Below are 16,902 nucleotides of genomic sequence, written 5' to 3'. Positions count from 1 at the left end.
CCGGACGAGGAATGAAGACATGAACATCATCGACATTCATCCGCACATCATCTCGGACGACGAGAAGCGCTATCCGCCGGCGCCGCTGTTCGGCAAGCGCTCGGACTGGTCGCAGGAACGGCCGAACACGGTCGAAGCGCTGATCGCGGCGATGGATCAGGCAGGCGTTGCGAAGGCCGCGGTCGTGCATTCGTCGACGACCTATGGTTTCGACAACAGCTACGTGGTGGACGGTTGCAACCAGTACAAGGATCGGCTCATCGCGGTAGGTTCCGTCGACATGCTGGCCGACGACGTAGCCGCCGTCATCAAGAGCTGGGCCGACAAGGGCCTTGCGGGCCTGCGCATCTTCACGGGCGGCTCGACCAAGGACTTCGACCCGAGCGAACTCGATAACCCGAAGTCGTTCAAGGCGTGGGAGATGCTCGCCGAACTGAAGCTGCCGATGTGCATCCAGACGGGTCCGGTCGGCCTGCCGCAAGTGCGCATGCTCGCGGAGAAATTTCCCGGCGTGAGCATCATTCTCGATCACCTCGCGCGACCCGATGTCCTCGACGGCCCGCCGTATGCGAACGCAGCAGGACTGTTCGAACTGCGCGATCTGTCGAACGTGTACATGAAGCTCACGCCGCGCATCTTCGGCGACGTGAAGAAGGAGAAGGCCAGCGCGGAGACGTTCTTCCCGCGCGTGGTCGAGGCGTTCGGCGCGCAACGCCTCGCATGGGGCTCGAACTTCCCGACGTCGCCCGGCACGCTCAGCGAGATCCTTGCAACGGCCCAGCAAGGGCTCGCGTGCCTCAGCGAAGAAGATCGCGCATGGATCTTCGGCAAGACCGCGCAGAAGCTCTATCCGGCATTGAGCCAATAACGGAGACCATCATGTCAGACACCCGCCTGAACAGCATCATCCGCGCGTTTGAATCGGGCAAGGCCGCGCACGCGGCGTTTGCAAAGCTCGACAAGCAGACCGCCATCGAAATGAGCGATTCGCCTTATGACGGCATCGTCTTCGAGATGGAGCACAACCCGTACGACGTGGCCGCGCTCGGCGATGCCTTCCAGTACATGTTGAGCCGCAAGCAGATTGCCGAATCCGGTTCGGTTGCACCCAAGGTGACGCCGCTGGCGCGCATCCCCGCGAACGGCGTGGAAATGAACCAAAGCTTCGCCAAGCAGGTGCTGGACCGTGGCGCATATGGCGTCATCTGGCCGCACGTGGCGACGGTGGAGCAGGCCTATAACGCCGTGGCCTCGTGCCGCTATGCGCGCCCGAAGAACGCGCCGCTGTATGAACCGAAGGGCGTACGCGGCGACGGTCCCGCGAATGCCGCGCGCTATTGGGGCCTGTCGATGCAGCAGTACTACGAGAAGGCCGATGTCTGGCCGCTTGCGCCGCAAGGCGAGATTCTCGTCGGCTTGATGTGCGAAAGCACGCAGGCTATCGAGAACCTCGACGACATCCTCGCGAACGTGCCGGGCATCGGCTTCATTCTGATCGGCGAGGGTGATCTGAGCCAGGAGCTTGGGCTGCCGCGTCAGTATGAACATCCTGAAGTGGTCGCCGCGATGCGTCAGATTGCCGAGACCTGTCACAAGCACAACGTGGTCGTTGGCAATCCGCATGTGACCGCGAAGAATCATCGCCGCTTGCAGGAAGAAGGTTATCGCTTCCTGATGTCGGCGCCGGCGCGCACGTATGGCGTCGTCGGTCTCGCACGCGAACTGGCAGGCTACTGATGAACGGCGCCGAAAGTCTCGTCGCGACGCTGGTTGAAGAGGGCGTCGATATCTGCTTCGCGAATCCGGGCACGTCGGAGATGCACTTCCTTGCCGCGCTCGGCAACAACCCGCGCATGCGCAGCGTGCTGTGCCTGTTCGAAGGCGTGGCCACAGGCGCCGCCGATGGCTGGTATCGCATGAAGGACACGCCCGCGTCCACGTTGCTGCATCTCGGACCGGGCCTGGCGAATGGTCTTGCGAACATCCACAACGCGAAGCGTGCGTCGTCCGGCATGGTCAATGTGGTCGGCGAGCATTCGGTGTCGCATCTGAAGTACGATCCGCCGCTGACCTCGGATATCGAAGGGCTCGCGCGGCCGTTGAGTCACTGGGTGCGGCGTGCCGAATCCGCGGACACCATCGCATGGGACGCCGCGCAGGCGGTTGCGAAGGCAAGCGAACATCCGGGGCAGATCGCAACACTGATTCTTCCGGGCGACACGTCCTGGCAGCAAGCCGGTGCCGCGCCGCAAGCCTTGCCAGCGCGTCCGGCGGGCCGCAAGACGCCGTCTGCGGAACGCATCGAGCACATCGCGCGCGTGCTTCGTTCTGGCGAACCCGCGCTGATCGTCCTCGCGAACAAGGCGACGCGCGGCGTGGCGCTGGAGAAGGCCGGCCGTGTCGCCGCCGCGACCGGCGCGGTGCTCGGCTCGCAGTTCTTCACGGCGCGCATCGAGCGGGGCGCGGGGCGTGTGCCGCTCGCGCGCATTCCGTATGCGGTCGCGCAGGCCACGGCGTTCCTCAAGGACTTCAAGCACATCATCACAGTGGAGACGCGCGAACCGGTAGCGTTCTTCGCGTATCCGGACAAGCCGAGCTTGCTGAAACCCGAAGGCACACTGGTGCATGCGCTCGTCGAAGCCGACGAAGACAGCGAACTCGCGTTCGACATGCTGTTGCAGGCGCTCGGTGCATCCGGCACGGCGGCGTTGCTGCAAGCGCGCATCGAGACGCCGGTTCCGACGGGCGCGCTGAACCCGGCCAGCATCGCGCATGCGCTGGCGGCGGCCTTGCCGGAGCATTGCATCGTCGTGGATGAATCGCTGACGACCGGGCGCGAGTCGATGAACCTCACGATGGGCGCGCGTCCGCACGATCTCATCAACAACTTGGGCGGATCGATCGGCTATGCGACGCCGGTAGCCACCGGCGCATCGCTGGCGTGCCCCGACCGCCGTGTCTTCTGCATGGTCGGCGACGGCAGCGCGATGTACACCATCCAGTCGCTGTGGACGCAGGCACGCGAAAGCCTGAACGTCACGACGATCATCTTCGCCAACAACAGCTACGCGATTCTCAAGGCCGAGTACGCGAACATGGGCGCGGGTGCGCCGGGTGAGCGCGCGTTGTCGATGATCGACATCGACAAGCCGCGCATCGACTGGCTCGCGATGGCGAAGAGCATGGGCGTGCCGGCGGTGGCGGTCGAGACGGCCGAGGGCTTCTACAAGGCCTTGACCGATTCGACGCACGCGGACGGACCTTGCCTGATCGAAGTGCGCCTCTGAACCCATCACAAGCACGATACAAGCAACGAAGGAGCACACACCATGACAACGACGCTGCGCGTCAATCTCGCCGAATACGGCGTGACGAAAGCGATGCGCGACGGCCGCGTGAAGTCCGACCTCGTGACGCTCGACTACTGCGGACCGACGCCCGCGCACAACGGCTTCAAGGCGATGGTGCGCGAGAACAGGTTCGATGCGGGCGAACTCGCCATCGTCACGTTCCTGCAGGCGAAGGCCTATGGCAAGCCTTATGTCCTGCTGCCCGCGCCGATCTCGGGCCGCTTCCAGCATCACTGCGCGGGCTATAACCTCGACTTCGGTCATCTCGATCCGAAGGATATCGAGGGCAAGCAGGTCGGCGTGCGCACTTACACGCAGACCACCGCGCTGTGGATTCGCGGCATCCTGCGCCATGAATACGGCGTCGATCTCGACAAGGTTACGTGGATGACGCTCGGCGACGGCCACCTCGCCGAGTACAGCGATCCTTCGAACTGCCAGCGTCTGCCGGCCGGTTCGTCGATTCCGCAGATGATGATGGACGGCGAACTGACGGCGGCGCTGCTGGGCGAAGACATGCCCAAGGACGAACGCGTGCGTACCCTCGTGCCCGATGCACAGAACGCCGCGAAAGACTGGTTCGCGCGCACGGGCGTCGTGCCGATCAATCATATGTTCGTGGTGCACGAGCGCTTGTCGAAGGAGCGGCCGGACATCGTGCGCGAGTTGTATCGCATGGTGGCGGAGAGCCGCGCGGCTGCGGACAACGTTCCGGCCGCGTTCCCTCCGCTCGGGCTGGAGGCGAACCGCAAGGGTCTGCAATTGGCGGTGGACTGGGCGCTCGACCAGAAGATCATTCCGCGGCGCTTGTCCGTGGACGAGCTCTTCGACGATGTGACCGGCAGCCTTGGTTGACACGAGGCTCGTGAGCGGCTGCGCTCCGCGATACAAGAGATGACTCCATCACCCGCCATGCAGACCCGTTCCGATGACGTGACGTCGTTGCTGCGCCACGCACCGCTTACGCGCTTCCTGATCGCGCGCATCGGTTCCATCACGGCCCAGCAGATGTTAATGCTGGCGATCAGCTGGCACATGTACGACCTGACATCAAGCGCGTGGGATCTCGGGCTCGTTGGTCTGTTCCAGTTCGCGCCGGGCCTCGCGACGACGCTCGTCGCCGGTCATTGCGCGGATCGCCTGCATCGCGGACGGATGGTCGCCGCGTGTCTCGCGCTGCAAGCCGTTGCGGCAGCGCTGCTGACGGCAGTCACCGCCACGCACAGTGTCACGCGTGACGCGCTGCTGGCGCTGTCGCTTGCGCTCGGGGCCATCAGGCCGTTCCAGATGGCTGGCCAGCAGGCGCTCCTGCCGATGCTCGTGCCGCCCAAGCTGCTCGCTCGTTCGATGGCGCTGAGCACCGTGGTCCAGCAGACCTGCGTCATCGCCGGGCCAGCGCTGGGCGGCGTGCTGTTCGCTATCAGCGTGGTCACGGTGTATCTGACCAGTGCGGCGTTGTTCTGCTTCAGCGCGGCGCTGTACTGCTTCGTGCGCTATGACTACACGCCGCCGCCGCGTGAACCCGTCACCGCCGATTCGATCCTCGCCGGCCTGCGCTTCATCTGGAGCCATCCGCTTCTGCTCGGCGCGATTTCGCTCGATCTCTTCGCCGTGCTGTTCGGCGGCGCCACCGCGTTGCTGCCCGTCTATGCGCGGCAAGTCCTGCATGTAGGACCGCAAGGGCTCGGCTTGCTGCGCTCGGCGCCCGCCGTGGGCGCATTGTGTGTCGGCGTGTTTCTGTCGCGACGGTCGATTGCCAGCGGCGTCGGCAAGAAGCTGCTGGTTGCGGTGGGCGTCTATGGCGTTGCCATCGTCGGCTTCGGGCTGTCGAAATGGTTTCCGCTGTCGCTCATCCTGCTGGCCGTTTCAGGCGGCGCGGACACCATCAGCGTGGTCGTGCGGCAGACGCTCATCCAGCTGGAGACGCCGGACCGCATGCGCGGACGTGTGGCGGCGGTGAATACGCTCTTCATCGGTGCAAGCAATCAGCTCGGCGAATTCGAATCCGGCGTCACGGCGACAGGGCTGGGCGTGATCGGCTCAGTGGTCGCGGGCGGCGTGGCGACGATACTCGTGAGCCTTGCATGGAGCCGCCTGTTCAAGCCGCTCGCCACACGCGACGCGCTGCATTGAATGCAGCGCCGGTGCTCACCGGCCGGCTTGCTGCGTGCCGTCGAACGCCGGGCCGTAAGCGGCAGCCGCGTCATTCCGGCTGCGCATCAGGGTGGCTTCGGCGCGCTGGAGGCTGTCCGGGCAATTGCCGTCGCAATTGCTGAGCGGGTTGTAGCCGGCTTTCTCGAGTTGCACGAGTTCTGCCCGGACCTGAGCGCGCGTGAGCGGCTCGCTCGACTGAGCGAAGGCGGCGGCGGGAACGAGGATGGCGGCGGCGACCAGTACGGCGTGGATGGCGAGTTTCATGATTTGACCTTTCTGCTTGATGAGAGCCGCGTGACTGTTCAGCGGCGACAGGTCGTATTTCACCCTAGGGTAATTACCTAGTCTATTGAATTTTTCGGCGTGAGCGTTGAGGGTTTGGTTAAGGGCGTTCAGTTTTTTACCCGGCATCAATTGGTAAGAAAACTTGGCAGTTTTCTTTTCATGTGTCAGAGTGACGCCATGGCAGATCAATCCGCAAACTCAAAGCTCGACAGCGCCGACGAACTCGCGTCCGCGCTCCGTTCCGTCGTTTCCAGGCTGAAGCGCAACATGCGCGCTCAGTCGGCTTATGGCGATCTGACAGGCACGCAGACTGCCGTGCTACTGCGTCTGGAGCGCGATGGTCCGGCCTCGGTCTCGGAACTCGCACAAGCCGAAGGCATCCGCACGCAATCCATGGGAACGGCAGTTGCGGCGCTCGTGGCGGGCGGGCACATCGTGGGTACCCCGGACCCTGAAGACGGACGCCGTACCATCCTCTCGCTCACGAAAGCCAGCCTCTCGATGATCCGCAAAGGGCGCAGCGCGCGGCAGGACTGGTTGTCCCGCACCATCCGCGCACGGCTGTCTTCCGCCGAGCAGGCGCAAGTCGCCGCCGCCGTCGCCTTGCTCGCGCGGCTGGTGGACGAGTGAACCTGCTTGTCTTCATGCGTTGCCGGAAGCCCCCTCTCTACACACGAGGCGTTTGAAAAAAATGGAATGGCTCGATCTCATCGCCTGGTTCTTCGGTGGCGTTTTTTCTTGCAACGCGTTGCCGCATCTGGTCAGCGGAGTACGAGGCGAACCGTTTCAAAGTCCCTTTGCTACGCCACCCGGCCAGGGGCTTTCCTCATCGACATTGAATGTGGTGTGGGGTTTTTTTAATCTCGTCATCGGTTACGGGCTGGTGTGTCACGTCGGTCATTTCGATTTTCACAACCCCCTCGACGCCCTGGCATTCGGCCTCGGCATGCTGGCCATCGGGCTGTTTCTAGCCAGGCACTTCGGGCGCTTCCACGGTGGCCGGATGACTACGCGGACGTGAGGTTTCAAGCCGTGCAGGCATTCCGTTCCCTGAAGGTTTTCAACTATCGCCTGTGGGCTGCCGGCGCGCTCGTGTCCAACATCGGCACCTGGATGCAGCGCACCGCGCAGGACTGGCTCGTACTGACGCAGTTGACTCATCACAACGCGTCGGCGGTCGGCACGGTGATGGCGCTTCAGTTCGGGCCGCAGATCGTTCTGCTGCCGTGGACGGGCTATGCGGCGGATCACTACGACCAGCGCAAGCTGCTGATGTTCACCCAGGCGACCATGGGCGCGCTGGCACTGGCGCTGGGCGTGCTGACAGTGACCGGCGTCGTCGTGCTGTGGCATGTGTATGTGTTCGCGCTGCTGTTCGGATGTGCATCGGCTTTCGACGGGCCAGTGCGGCAGACTTTCGTCGGCTCGCTGGTGGGCGACGCGGACCTGCACAACGCGGTCGCGCTCAACTCCACGTCGTTCAACGCGGGACGGATGATCGGACCGGCGGTGGCGGGGCTGGTCATCGGTTCGGTGGGCACGGGCTGGGCGTTTCTTGTCAACGGCGTCAGCTTCGTCGCCGTGCTGGTTTCCATGTCGTGGTTCCGCACGTCCGAGCTTCGCATGAGCGCGCGGGCCGGGCGCGCACGGAAGGGCATGTCCGAAGGTTTCCGCTATGCATGGTCACGCCCCGATCTCAAGGCGATTCTCGTCATGCTGTTCCTGATCGGCACCTTCGGTCTCAACTTTCCGATTTTCATTTCGACGATGGCCGTCGGCGTTTTCCATACCGACGCGCGCGGCTACGGCCTGCTTTCGTCGTTCATGGCGATCGGCACGATTTCCGGCGCCTTGCTCGCGGCGGGACGCGGCCGGCCGCGCTTCGGCGCCATTCTGGCTGGAGCGGGCATGTTCGGTGTGGGCTGCACGCTGGCGGCTGTTGCGCCGACCTACTGGCTGTTCGCCGGTGCGCTGGTCGTGATCGGCGTGGCGGCGCTCACTTTTACGAACACCACGAACAGTCTGATGCAGATCTCGACCGAACCCGCGATGCGAGGGCGCGTCATGGCGCTGCGGCTGGCCATTGCGCTGGGCGGCACGCCCATCGGCGCGCCAGTAGTCGGGTGGGTCGCCAATCACCTGGGGCCGCGCTGGGCATTGGGGATTGGCGCGCTGTCGGGGTTCGCCGCCGTGTCGGTCGGTGCTTATGCGCTGTCCCGCATCCGGCATGAACAGCGCATGTCACTTCAGAACAGATGATCGATACCGATGGTGAACGCAGTCTGACTGTTCGCCCCGGCCGGGTTCAGCGTGCTGACAACAGCGTGGCGATAGGACGTGTAGTCGGCTTCGGCATAGAGCGTCGTGCGCTTGGACAGCAGATACGCCAGCGACAGGACTGACAGACTGCGGCGTCCGGCCTTGTCGGTGGAAACGTTGGTCTGGTAATAGCCGCCGCGAAACACGATAAACGGCGTCACCGTCCATGCCAGCCCACCGAACGCATTGTTCGTCACTGTATGCGGCGCGGCGGGGTCTTGCAGGTCTTCCGCCATGAAACCCCCGGACAGTTTGACTGGTCCGATTGCATAGCTGGTGCCGAGCATGTAGTAGGTGTCGCCCAGGTAGCGCGTGCCGTTCAGCACATTGCGGTGCCCATACACGCCGCCCACGGCGACGGGGCCCGCCGCGTAGCTCACGCCCACGGCACGAGCCGCGCCGCTGCTGAAATTGCCCGCGACACCGCCGAACGAGTTGTCCGCTTCGAACAGCAACGAACCGATCCGGTTTTTGTACTTCACATCGTTGTCGTTGCGCGTGCCGTCGGAGGCGGTGGTGAGCGGCAGGATCGGCGTGAAATGAAAACTGAACGGATCGTAAATGCTGATGATGTCGTGCGCGATCGTGTACTGCCGGCCGAGATCGATCGAGCCGTAAGTCCGATGCCCGATGCCGACGAACGACTGCCGGTTGAATTCGCGGTTGGCCGTATTGTCGAACTGGCCGTTATCGAGGTTGAAGCCGCTTTCCAGCTGGGCATGCGCGTTCCAGCCATCGCCCAGATCTTCCTTCAAGCGAAAACCGAGTTTGTTCGAGCTGTAGTAACCGTTCGAGTTCATCGTGGTCACGGTGCCGCCGCCCTTCGCGGCACTGGTCTGATGACGGATGCCGCCATCCACGGTGCCATACAGCGTCACGCTCGTCTGCGCATGCACCGACCATGCCGACACCATTCCGGCGGCTGCGGACAGGGTCAGTCCTAGCCTCTTCCAAGCTATCTTTTTCACAACGTGTCTCCAACTTCATTAGAATTTTTTGCGATCGGTATGACTAACTATTTTCGGATCCGTCCTTTCCGAAAAAATCCGCCGGAATCGAGCCGATGCCGGCGGCGGGCAGTCAGTGACCGGCAGAGCCGCCGCTCGCCTGCTTGATCGGTCCGATCTGCACGTCGGACGGGCGGAATCCGGACTTCAGCTCGCGCGTCAGGGCCACGCGATCGAGGGCCTTCTCCCAGTTCGCGACGACAATCGTCGCCACGCTGTTGCCGATGATGTTCGTGAACACGAACGCACTCGACATCGCCTTGTGAATGCCGAGGATCAGCGCGATGGACTCGACAGGAATCGTGTTCGATGCAGCCAGCGTGGCCGCGAGCACCGCGATGGCCGCGCCGGAGACGCCTGCTGCGCCTTTCGAGGTAAGCAGCAGCACCGCGAGCAGCACCAGTTGCTCGTGCCAGCCCATTGGCGTGTTGGTGGCCTGGGCGAGGAACACGGCGGCAGCGGCGAAGTACAGGCAGGTGCCGTCGTGATTGAAGGTGTAGGCCGTCGGCAGCACGAGACCGACCACGGACTGCTCGCATCCCAGGCGTTCCAGCTTGTCGATCAGTTGCGGGAACACGGTTTCAGAGGAACTCGTGCCGATCACGAGCAGCAGTTCCGCGCCGATGTAACGCATGAGCCGCAGCAGGCTGAAGCCGTTCACCCGGGCGATGGGCCACAGGATCAGCACGATGAACAGCGCGCAAGTCAGGTAGAACTCGAGGATCAGCTTGCCGAGCGAGAGCAGCGTGCCGAAGCCGAACTTGCTGACCGTGAACGCGATGGCGCCGAATGCCGCGATAGGCGCGATTTTCATCGTCAGGCCGATCACCCAGAACAGCGCGCCCGAGACCGAGTCGATGAAATCGAGCGCGGGTTTCGCGCGGTCGCCGATAGCCGCAAGGCCGAACGCGAACAGGACCGAGAAAAACAGCACCTGCAGCACGTCGCCGCCCGAGAACGCGCTGAACGCGGTGTGCGGAATCACGTTGAGCAGGAACTCGCTCGTGGTGACGACGTGATGGGCCTTCGCGACATAGGCATCGACGGCGGCGGAGTGCACGCTGTGCATGTCCACGTTCATGCCGACGCCCGGTTTCAGCACATTGATGACCACCAGTCCGAGCACGAGCGCGAGCGACGTGACCACTTCGAAGTAGAACAGCGCCTTGATCGCGACGCGGCCCACCTTCTTGAAATCCTTCACGCCCGCAATGCCGCTGCACACCGTGCAGAAGATGATCGGGCCGATCAGCATCTGGATGATGCGGATAAAGGCGTCGCCGACCGGTTGCAGGTTGATGCCGAACTTCGGGAACAGATAGCCTGTGGCGATGCCGAGCGCCATGCCGGCGAGGACCTGGAAGGACAGGTCGCGATAGAACGGCCGGCGTTTTCTGGGTTGCGTGACGGCCTTGCCGGGCAAGCTCATGAATGTCTCCTTGCGGTGCGGGTGGCGAATTCGAATTCGCTTCTGAGAATGAAATAAGTAAAAAAGGGGGCGTGCGATGCGGTTCAGCGTCCCGCTTCGCCGAGAATGCGTTCGCTGTCCGCGAAGATTTCATCGACGGTCAGCTTGCGTGGCAGCAGACCCTGTTCCTCGCAGAAGGCGAGCGTTTCCTCGAGCGGCGCGCGCAATGCGTCGTAACCGAACAGCAGCTTGTCGGGCTTGCCGGCATTCTCCGCGGCCATCGAGGCCTTGCCGCGGCACAGCAGGTCATACACGGCGCGCACGGCTTGCGGATGCGCATCGGCCAGCGCTTGCGTCACGACGACAACATGGTTGATCGGCACATAGCGATGCGCGGCGTACCACGCGAGATCCGCCGTCGCGGCATCCGGAATCAGCGGTTCGAGACCCGCTTCGTCGGGCAAGTCGTTGCCGAGGATGGCCGCGTCGAGTTCACCGGCGCGCAGCATCGGCAGCAGCTTTTTGCCGGGCGCGGCGCGCTGCACGAACGACGGGTCCGCATACTCTTCGAGATGAGCGCCTTCGATGGTGATCCATTCGTTCGCTTCGACCGGCACGCCGTACGTGTCCGAGAGAATGGCGCGCACCCACATGCCGGTTGTTTGCGTATAAGTGCGCACGCCGATCTTCTTGCCCGACAAATGTTCGATATCGAGCTTGCCGCGCCGCGCATTATAAATAATGCAGCCTTGCTGAAACCGCGCGGCCACGACGGCGGGCAGCAAGATGAGCGGCTTGCCATAAGCCTTGGCCTGCAAATACGTGACGATGGCCAGCTCGCTCACGTCATACGCCTGGCGGCGCGCCATGGGCGCGAACGCGTCGTGAATCGGCTCGACCTCGTCGAACACGAGTTGCACGGCGGGATCGGTCAGTTCGCCACGCTTCAGGGCGCGCGTGTGCGGGTAGGTCTTCAGAGCGGTTTTCAGCAGCAGCGGTTGCATGTCGTGACTCATAGTCTCACAGCGTATTCAGGCGGCCAGCGCCGGATAGACGGTCAGCGCGGTGCCGCCGAAGATGGCTTGCTGCGCATCGGCGGGCAGCATCGCGAGGCTGGCGCGCGCATCGGCGAGCAATTGCGGCAGCGCGCCTTCGGCTGCGGGGAAGTTCGAGCCCCACGCGATACGGTGTGCACCGAAGGCATCGAGCACGCGCGGGAAGAAGGCCTCCGGCGTCGATGCGCCGCGCGACGCTTCCGCGATCGTGCGGTTCGTGAGCTTCAGATACACACCCTCGTGCGATGCCAGGCTGAACAGCGGCGCGGCCGCTTCATACGGCGCTCCGCCCGCGAGGTCGGGACGCGCCAGGTGATCGAGCAACACGCGGATCTTCGGAAAGCGCGCGAGCATGTTCAGCAGCGCGGGAATGCCTTGCGCCGTCATTTGCAGACAGATCGACACCCCATGGCGTTCCGCGTATTCCCACACCGGAAAGGAGCGCTCGTCGTCGAGCCAGCCCGCTTGCCCCGGCATCGTGCTGCCCGTCGTGAAAAGACGCAGACCGGAGAGGCCGGCGTCGAGCCAGCGTTGCAGTTGCGTGACGGCGTCGTTCGCCAGCACGTCGATGGAGAACACGCCGGCGAAGCGATCCGGATGACTGCGCACCGCTTCCGCCACATAACTATTGTCGTTGCCGTACACGGTGGACGCCTGCACGACCACGGCACGGTCGATACGGGCTTCGTCGAGCGAGGCCAGCAGGCCTTCGAAACTGACGGGGCGCTTCGCGGACCATTCCGATTGGTGGCCGCCAACCGGCGCGAGCGGAAAACGCTGTGTATCCGGGGAAATGGCGTGAGTGTGAGTGTCGATGACAACGGACATGAAGCGGCTCCAGGGATGTCTTTTTGCAATGGAATGGACGTCACTGTAAGCCGCTTGCGAGCGAATCCCTCAATATGAACTTTGCGCTTGGGCATAAATTCTGGTTAAGCTAAGGGTTTACACATAGGGGTTGAACGCCATGGCGAACCGCGAAGACGACCCGTCGAGCGACGATCTCACGCGCTTGCGGCGCCTGTTCCTGTTCGATGCCGTGTGCGAATCGGGTGGTATCGGACAGGCGGCGGCGCGCGCGGGACGCACCCAGCCGGCGGTGAGCCTCGCTATCGCCAAACTGGAAGCAAGCTTCGGCGGACAACTGTTCGAACGCGGCTTCGGCGGCAGCGAACTGACGGCGGAAGGGCGCATCCTGCAAAGACGCACGCGACGCATGCTCGATCAGATGGAGCGCGCGGTCGCGGCCCTGACCGGCCATGACGAGCCATCCCCGCAGAGCGCGACGATCTGCCGGCACCTCACGGATGCTCAGGTGCGCTGTCACATCGCCATTGCGCAGGCCGGCTCGGCGGCGGAGGCGGCGCAGCAGCTCGGCATCTCGCAGCCGGCCGTGCATCGCGCGGCGCGACAGATCGAACAGACCGTGGGCGTGTCGCTCTATCGACGGCGCGTACACAGCGTCGCGGCGAACCCGGCGGGCGTCGAGTTCGCGCGGCGGCTCAGTCTCGCGCTGTATGAGATCGCGCAGGCCCGTGAAGATCTCGCCTATGCGCGCGGGCAGCGCACCGGGCGCGTGGCCATCGGCGTGTTGCCGTTGTTGCCGCCGCAACTCGTCGCGCGCGTGATTCAACGGCTGCGCGCACGTTATCCGGCGGCCCGCATCACCGTGGACGAGGGCTCGCATGCACCGCTGCTGCGCGATCTGCGCGCGGGCGGCATCGACATCATCGTCGGCGGCTTGCGCGAGCCCCGCCTTACCGGCACGGTGCAGGAAACCGAGCTGTTCGCGGACCCGTATGTGGTCGCGGTGCGCAAGGGACATAAGCTTGCGCGGCAGAAGTCGATCATGCCCAACCATCTCGCCGACTACGACTGGGTCGTCCCGCAGCGCAATGTGCCACGCCGCGCGGTGATCGACCGCCTCTTCGCGCGCTTGCCTGCCACGCCGCCGCTCGTGGTCGAAACGAGTTCGCTCGCGATGATGATCGCCATGCTCGTCGAGAGCGATTGCATTACCTTGCTGTCGCGCTCGCAGATACGCGAGGCCTATCCCGGCAGCGACATGGTCGCACTCGAACTGAAGACGCCCGAGGCGGATCGCGCAGTGGGCTACACGGTGCGAAGCGACTGGCTCGGCACCGCCGTCCAGCAGGCATTCATCGAGTGCCTGCGTGAGGAATGCGGGCTGCCCGCGTGAGCGTGAGACTCCACTTGCCGCACTGAATCCGGCATATGCCTTTACTCAAAGGTTAACGCGTCGAGAAATTTATTCAATGGACGCTGCCGGGTCGCGATGAGACGATGCAAGCATCGAAAGCCGCAGACGACTTGCTGCAAGCCGCGTTGCAAGTCCGTGTCTTGAGCCACGAGCCCATGGATGTAGCGGTTACAGCCTCACGAGCAGACAAGCACGGGCTTCGCAAGATCGCACGCTGACAACTTGACGCGTGCGTTCGCGGAGGCGCTTGGCCTTCGCATCCCCATCACGCATCAACGCAGGATTCACTGCCCGGCAAGGCGGTGAGGGGCACTCACGCCCGCAATAAAAGAAGCCTGAAACAAGGCGCCATATTGGAGACAGCCATGCATGCAAGCAAGCGCACGAGACCTGTACACGATCATCGAGAGAGAGAGCGGGGCAGCACGCCGAAGGACTGACAGACGGCTCCATGGCCGGCCAGGTCGCATGGACGGCGTGGGGATCGTAATACCGCACCTCATCGAAGAGATCCCATGATCAGGAAACTAACAATAATTCTCGCCGCCTGTCAGTTCGCGGGCGTGGCTCACGCGCAATCCTATGTCACGCTCGCAGGCGTGGTCGACGGCGGCATTCGTTATACGCACACCGGACTGGGCAGCCAGTATTCGATGAACTCGAACGGCTTCTTCACCTCGAACCGGCTCGATTTCATCGGCAAGGAAGATCTCGGCGGCGGCTACAACGCACACTTCAGGCTCGAAAGCGGCTTCAATCTCGGCAACGGCGCCTACGACAACACGAATAACGTGGCGTTCAACCGGGGCGCGTATGTCGGCCTGGGCGGGTGGTTCGGTTCGCTCGACTTCGGCCGTCAGTACACCATCGCGCATGATGTGGTCTACGACTACGATCCCTTCAACTTCGAGTATCCCGGCATCACCCCGCTCACGCCCGCGACCGCGGGCACGCGCTTCAACAACGACGTGAAGTACAGCCGCACGTATGGACCGTTCCGCTTCCGCGCGGAGAATTCCTTCGGCGGCGTAGCGGGAGATTTCAACGCGGGATCGGCGCGTGGCGTGGGCTTGCAATACAAAATGGGACCGGTGAACGTAGGCGGTGTCTATATCCACCGATCGGTGCTTTCGGGCACGACCTACCAGCCGGACAACTATTACACGCTCGGCGCGGCGCTGACCTTCGGCGACGTGCGCTTCGCGGGCGGCTACATGAACGATAACGTCGACGTGGCCGCGCCGAACCGCGACGTGCGCACGCTCAACTACTGGGGCGGCCTGACCTATCAGTTGACTCCCTACACGCGCCTGGGCGCCGCATACTACATCACGGACTTGCCGAATACGGGCGGCAAGCGCAGTCAGGGACTGGCGAGCATCGCCTATTCGCTGTCGAAGCAGACGGTGCTCTATGCCGAGTTCGACTACACGAAGTTCTCTGGCACCTACATCACCAACAAGACCTTGAACGCCACCCAGCAGCCGCATCAACTCGCGTTCACGGTGGGGATCAACCATGGCTTCTGATATGCCGGCCAGCGCATCTCCGGCGCTCGTTCTGCACGGTCCCTGTCGTTTCCATTATCCTGCTGCGTTATTCTTTACCGCCGCGCAACCGTTTTTCGCGCGGCGGGCAATGGAACAACTGTGGCATACGGATCGCGCAGCGGCGGGATCGAAAAGCCGCACGCAGAACGACTAGCGCCGAAGCGTGTCATCGTCCGATGCGCGGGGCGCATCGGAGACATTATGAGTCAGCTGGACTGGTATTTGAGCGTCAACATGAAGGCGCGTCATCTGCGCCTGCTCGTCGCCATTTATGACTTCCGCAACTTGCGGCAAGTGGCGTCGAATTCTTACATTACGGTTCCAGCGGTATCGAAGGCGCTTGGCGAAATCGAGAGCGCACTGGGCGTGAAACTCTTCGAGCGCACCGTCAACGGCCTGCGTCCCACTGCCTATGGCGAATGCGTGGTGCGGCACGCCCGCGCCGTGCTGAGCAGCCTGAACCAGACCGCCGAGGAGATCAAGGCGCTGCAGACCGGCAGCGCCGGCAAGGTGCACGTAGGCGCACTGCCGACGCTCATCTCCACCCTTATGCCCCGCGCCCTCGCGCGCCTGAAACAGGAAGCGCCGCAGACCAACGTCTCGATCCTCGAAGGCCGCATGAACGCGCTGTTGCAGGACTTGCGGCGCGGCGACCTCGACATGATCGTGGGCCGCCTGCCGAATCGCGCGGACACGGTGGGCCTGCATGAACGCGCGCTCATCAACACGCCGATCAAGCTCGTGACGGGCGTGCAGCATCCACTCGCAAGCCGAAGCACCGTGCAATGGTCGGACCTGAAAGACTATCCGTGGATCCTGCCGCCTTCGGGTTCGCTGCTGCGCGAGCCGATCGAGAACACGCTGGCGCGCCATGGCCTGCCGATGCCGTCGAACACCATCGAGACCCTTTCGACGCATCTGATCCGCGCCTATATCCAGATCAACGATGCCATTGCGCTGCATACCGTGGACATGATCTATCCCGATTCGGGGGCGAGTCCGTTCCATGTGCTGCCGCTCGACGTGAACGTCGCCACGCGGCCGCTGGGCGTGATCTGGCGTGCCGACAAGCCGCTCGCGCCCAGTGCGATGCTGCTCCTGCAATGCCTCGAACGTGAATGTCCGCCCAACGATGTCAAGGACGAAGCCGACCTTGCCGCAATGGCGGAGCATGCCGGATCCGGTCAAGGGGCTTAACCGGGAGGTTAAGGCGTCTGTCCTTTTATTCAATGGACGGGAAACGCAGGCGGCGCGATGATGTCTTCATCGAACTCGCATCAAGAGCGCGTTGACGCGCCGGCGTTTCACCGAACAGGAGACAGACGGATGCCCATCCCCATGATGAGCGTATGGCGTCGCGCGGCCGCATGGTACGGCACGGCGGCGCGCACCACGAGGGAACTCGCGCGTGCCTGGCCCGGACAGTTTCCGGTGTTGATCCACATCTTCGGCATGGACGATCTGAGCCAGCCGCGACGCTAGCCTTCGCTATCCGAAGGCGCTTCTCGTTCCAGTCATCCAGAGTTCAGTCTCCGCCGCGCGCATTCGCGGCC

The 16,902-nt window shown here is 63.5% G+C and carries 17 protein-coding genes; 12 read left to right on the top strand and 5 right to left on the bottom strand.

The genetic code is table 11. The features are described 5' to 3' along the window. Nucleotides 1-19: 19 nt before the first annotated feature. Genes QCE63_RS36405 through QCE63_RS36385 form a run of 5 tightly spaced genes read left to right on the top strand, consistent with a single transcriptional unit; the run spans nt 20 to nt 5,483 of the window. The gene (locus tag QCE63_RS36405; RefSeq protein ID WP_309840225.1) at nt 20-868 is read left to right on the top strand and encodes an amidohydrolase family protein; all 849 of its coding nucleotides are present in this window, start codon (nt 20-22) and stop codon (nt 866-868) included. An 11-nt stretch (nt 869-879) separates the two neighbouring features. After that, entirely contained in the window at nt 880-1,737 is an 858-nt protein-coding gene (locus QCE63_RS36400) for an aldolase/citrate lyase family protein (RefSeq protein WP_309840223.1), read from the top strand. Next, nucleotides 1,737-3,287 carry an acetolactate synthase large subunit gene (locus QCE63_RS36395; RefSeq protein ID WP_309840222.1) on the top strand — a complete coding sequence of 517 codons (1,551 nt, stop codon included), beginning with the start codon at nt 1,737-1,739 and terminating at the stop codon, nt 3,285-3,287. The genes QCE63_RS36400 and QCE63_RS36395 overlap by 1 nt, the downstream gene beginning before the upstream one ends. A gap of 42 nt (nt 3,288-3,329) precedes the next feature. Then, nucleotides 3,330-4,205: a phosphate ABC transporter substrate-binding protein gene (locus QCE63_RS36390; RefSeq protein WP_309840220.1), complete on the top strand. Its 876-nt coding sequence runs from the start codon at nt 3,330-3,332 to the stop codon at nt 4,203-4,205. Between the two features lie 57 nt (nt 4,206-4,262). Beyond that, nucleotides 4,263-5,483 (top strand): MFS transporter, encoded by a 1,221-nt coding sequence (locus tag QCE63_RS36385; RefSeq protein ID WP_309840397.1) that lies wholly within the window; start codon nt 4,263-4,265, stop codon nt 5,481-5,483. A gap of 15 nt (nt 5,484-5,498) precedes the next feature. On the opposite strand, the gene QCE63_RS36380 is transcribed toward QCE63_RS36385, so the two are convergent. Next, nucleotides 5,499-5,978 carry a DUF4148 domain-containing protein gene (locus QCE63_RS36380; RefSeq protein WP_309840218.1) on the bottom strand — a complete coding sequence of 160 codons (480 nt, stop codon included), beginning with the start codon at nt 5,976-5,978 and terminating at the stop codon, nt 5,499-5,501. Here QCE63_RS36380 and QCE63_RS36375 point away from each other — a divergent pair. The 3 genes from QCE63_RS36375 (at nt 5,967) to QCE63_RS36365 (ending at nt 8,048) form a co-directional block, all read left to right on the top strand. Then, nucleotides 5,967-6,419, top strand: coding sequence for a MarR family transcriptional regulator (locus QCE63_RS36375; protein WP_309840217.1), 453 nt, complete (start codon nt 5,967-5,969; stop codon nt 6,417-6,419). The genes QCE63_RS36380 and QCE63_RS36375 overlap by 12 nt on opposite strands. A 61-nt stretch (nt 6,420-6,480) precedes the next feature. Further along, nucleotides 6,481-6,810 carry a hypothetical protein gene (locus QCE63_RS36370; protein ID WP_309840216.1) on the top strand — a complete coding sequence of 110 codons (330 nt, stop codon included), beginning with the start codon at nt 6,481-6,483 and terminating at the stop codon, nt 6,808-6,810. After that, on the top strand, nt 6,807-8,048 hold the full coding sequence (locus QCE63_RS36365) for an MFS transporter (RefSeq protein WP_309840215.1): 1,242 nt from the start codon (nt 6,807-6,809) through the stop codon (nt 8,046-8,048). The genes QCE63_RS36370 and QCE63_RS36365 overlap by 4 nt, the downstream gene beginning before the upstream one ends. Here the strand turns inward: QCE63_RS36365 and QCE63_RS36360 are convergent. From QCE63_RS36360 to QCE63_RS36345, 4 genes are all read right to left on the bottom strand, one after another. Next, entirely contained in the window at nt 8,036-9,076 is a 1,041-nt protein-coding gene (locus QCE63_RS36360; protein WP_309840214.1) for a porin, read from the bottom strand. The genes QCE63_RS36365 and QCE63_RS36360 overlap by 13 nt on opposite strands. Before the next feature lie 112 nt (nt 9,077-9,188). Continuing rightward, complete coding sequence (gene dctA / locus QCE63_RS36355) at nt 9,189-10,544, bottom strand: C4-dicarboxylate transporter DctA (RefSeq protein ID WP_309840213.1); 1,356 nt, start codon at nt 10,542-10,544, stop codon at nt 9,189-9,191. A gap of 83 nt (nt 10,545-10,627) precedes the next feature. Continuing rightward, nucleotides 10,628-11,527 carry a hypothetical protein gene (locus tag QCE63_RS36350; protein WP_309840212.1) on the bottom strand — a complete coding sequence of 300 codons (900 nt, stop codon included), beginning with the start codon at nt 11,525-11,527 and terminating at the stop codon, nt 10,628-10,630. A 27-nt stretch (nt 11,528-11,554) separates the two neighbouring features. Next, nucleotides 11,555-12,406 (bottom strand): amidohydrolase family protein, encoded by an 852-nt coding sequence (locus QCE63_RS36345; RefSeq protein ID WP_309840211.1) that lies wholly within the window; start codon nt 12,404-12,406, stop codon nt 11,555-11,557. Between the two features lie 139 nt (nt 12,407-12,545). Between QCE63_RS36345 and QCE63_RS36340 the strand changes: the two genes are divergently transcribed. From QCE63_RS36340 to QCE63_RS36325, 4 genes are all read left to right on the top strand, one after another. Beyond that, nucleotides 12,546-13,778: a LysR substrate-binding domain-containing protein gene (locus tag QCE63_RS36340; RefSeq protein ID WP_309840210.1), complete on the top strand. Its 1,233-nt coding sequence runs from the start codon at nt 12,546-12,548 to the stop codon at nt 13,776-13,778. Nucleotides 13,779-14,314: 536 nt separating this feature from the next. Continuing rightward, nucleotides 14,315-15,328, top strand: coding sequence for a porin (locus tag QCE63_RS36335; protein ID WP_309840209.1), 1,014 nt, complete (start codon nt 14,315-14,317; stop codon nt 15,326-15,328). Between the two features lie 222 nt (nt 15,329-15,550). Next, a complete protein-coding gene (locus tag QCE63_RS36330) occupies nt 15,551-16,546 on the top strand; it encodes a LysR substrate-binding domain-containing protein (protein WP_309840208.1) in 996 nt (331 codons plus the stop codon). A gap of 129 nt (nt 16,547-16,675) precedes the next feature. Further along, nucleotides 16,676-16,831, top strand: a complete 156-nt coding sequence (locus tag QCE63_RS36325) for a hypothetical protein (RefSeq protein ID WP_309840207.1) — start codon at nt 16,676-16,678, stop codon at nt 16,829-16,831. Nucleotides 16,832-16,902 lie beyond the last annotated feature (71 nt).

Origin of the sequence: Caballeronia sp. LZ065 (genome assembly GCF_031450975.1) — a bacterium.
Classification (GTDB): Bacteria; Pseudomonadota; Gammaproteobacteria; order Burkholderiales; family Burkholderiaceae; genus Caballeronia.
Note: the sequence above shows the minus strand (reverse complement) of the source record. Positions and strands in the feature narration are given on the sequence as shown.

Excerpts from the sequence above, each read along its gene's own strand:
- QCE63_RS36405 (WP_309840225.1), top strand. The coding sequence starts at position 20 with ATGAACATCATCGACATTCATCCGCACATCATCTCGGACGACGAGAAG.
- QCE63_RS36400 (WP_309840223.1), top strand. The coding sequence starts at position 880 with ATGTCAGACACCCGCCTGAACAGCATCATCCGCGCGTTTGAATCGGGC.
- QCE63_RS36395 (WP_309840222.1), top strand. The coding sequence starts at position 1,737 with ATGAACGGCGCCGAAAGTCTCGTCGCGACGCTGGTTGAAGAGGGCGTC.
- QCE63_RS36390 (WP_309840220.1), top strand. The coding sequence starts at position 3,330 with ATGACAACGACGCTGCGCGTCAATCTCGCCGAATACGGCGTGACGAAA.
- QCE63_RS36385 (WP_309840397.1), top strand. The coding sequence starts at position 4,263 with ATGCAGACCCGTTCCGATGACGTGACGTCGTTGCTGCGCCACGCACCG.
- QCE63_RS36375 (WP_309840217.1), top strand. The coding sequence starts at position 5,967 with ATGGCAGATCAATCCGCAAACTCAAAGCTCGACAGCGCCGACGAACTC.
- QCE63_RS36370 (WP_309840216.1), top strand. The coding sequence starts at position 6,481 with ATGGAATGGCTCGATCTCATCGCCTGGTTCTTCGGTGGCGTTTTTTCT.
- dctA (WP_309840213.1), bottom strand. The coding sequence starts at position 10,544 with ATGAGCTTGCCCGGCAAGGCCGTCACGCAACCCAGAAAACGCCGGCCG.
- QCE63_RS36350 (WP_309840212.1), bottom strand. The coding sequence starts at position 11,527 with ATGCAACCGCTGCTGCTGAAAACCGCTCTGAAGACCTACCCGCACACG.
- QCE63_RS36345 (WP_309840211.1), bottom strand. The coding sequence starts at position 12,406 with ATGTCCGTTGTCATCGACACTCACACTCACGCCATTTCCCCGGATACA.
- QCE63_RS36340 (WP_309840210.1), top strand. The coding sequence starts at position 12,546 with ATGGCGAACCGCGAAGACGACCCGTCGAGCGACGATCTCACGCGCTTG.
- QCE63_RS36335 (WP_309840209.1), top strand. The coding sequence starts at position 14,315 with ATGATCAGGAAACTAACAATAATTCTCGCCGCCTGTCAGTTCGCGGGC.
- QCE63_RS36330 (WP_309840208.1), top strand. The coding sequence starts at position 15,551 with ATGAGTCAGCTGGACTGGTATTTGAGCGTCAACATGAAGGCGCGTCAT.
- QCE63_RS36325 (WP_309840207.1), top strand. The coding sequence starts at position 16,676 with ATGCCCATCCCCATGATGAGCGTATGGCGTCGCGCGGCCGCATGGTAC.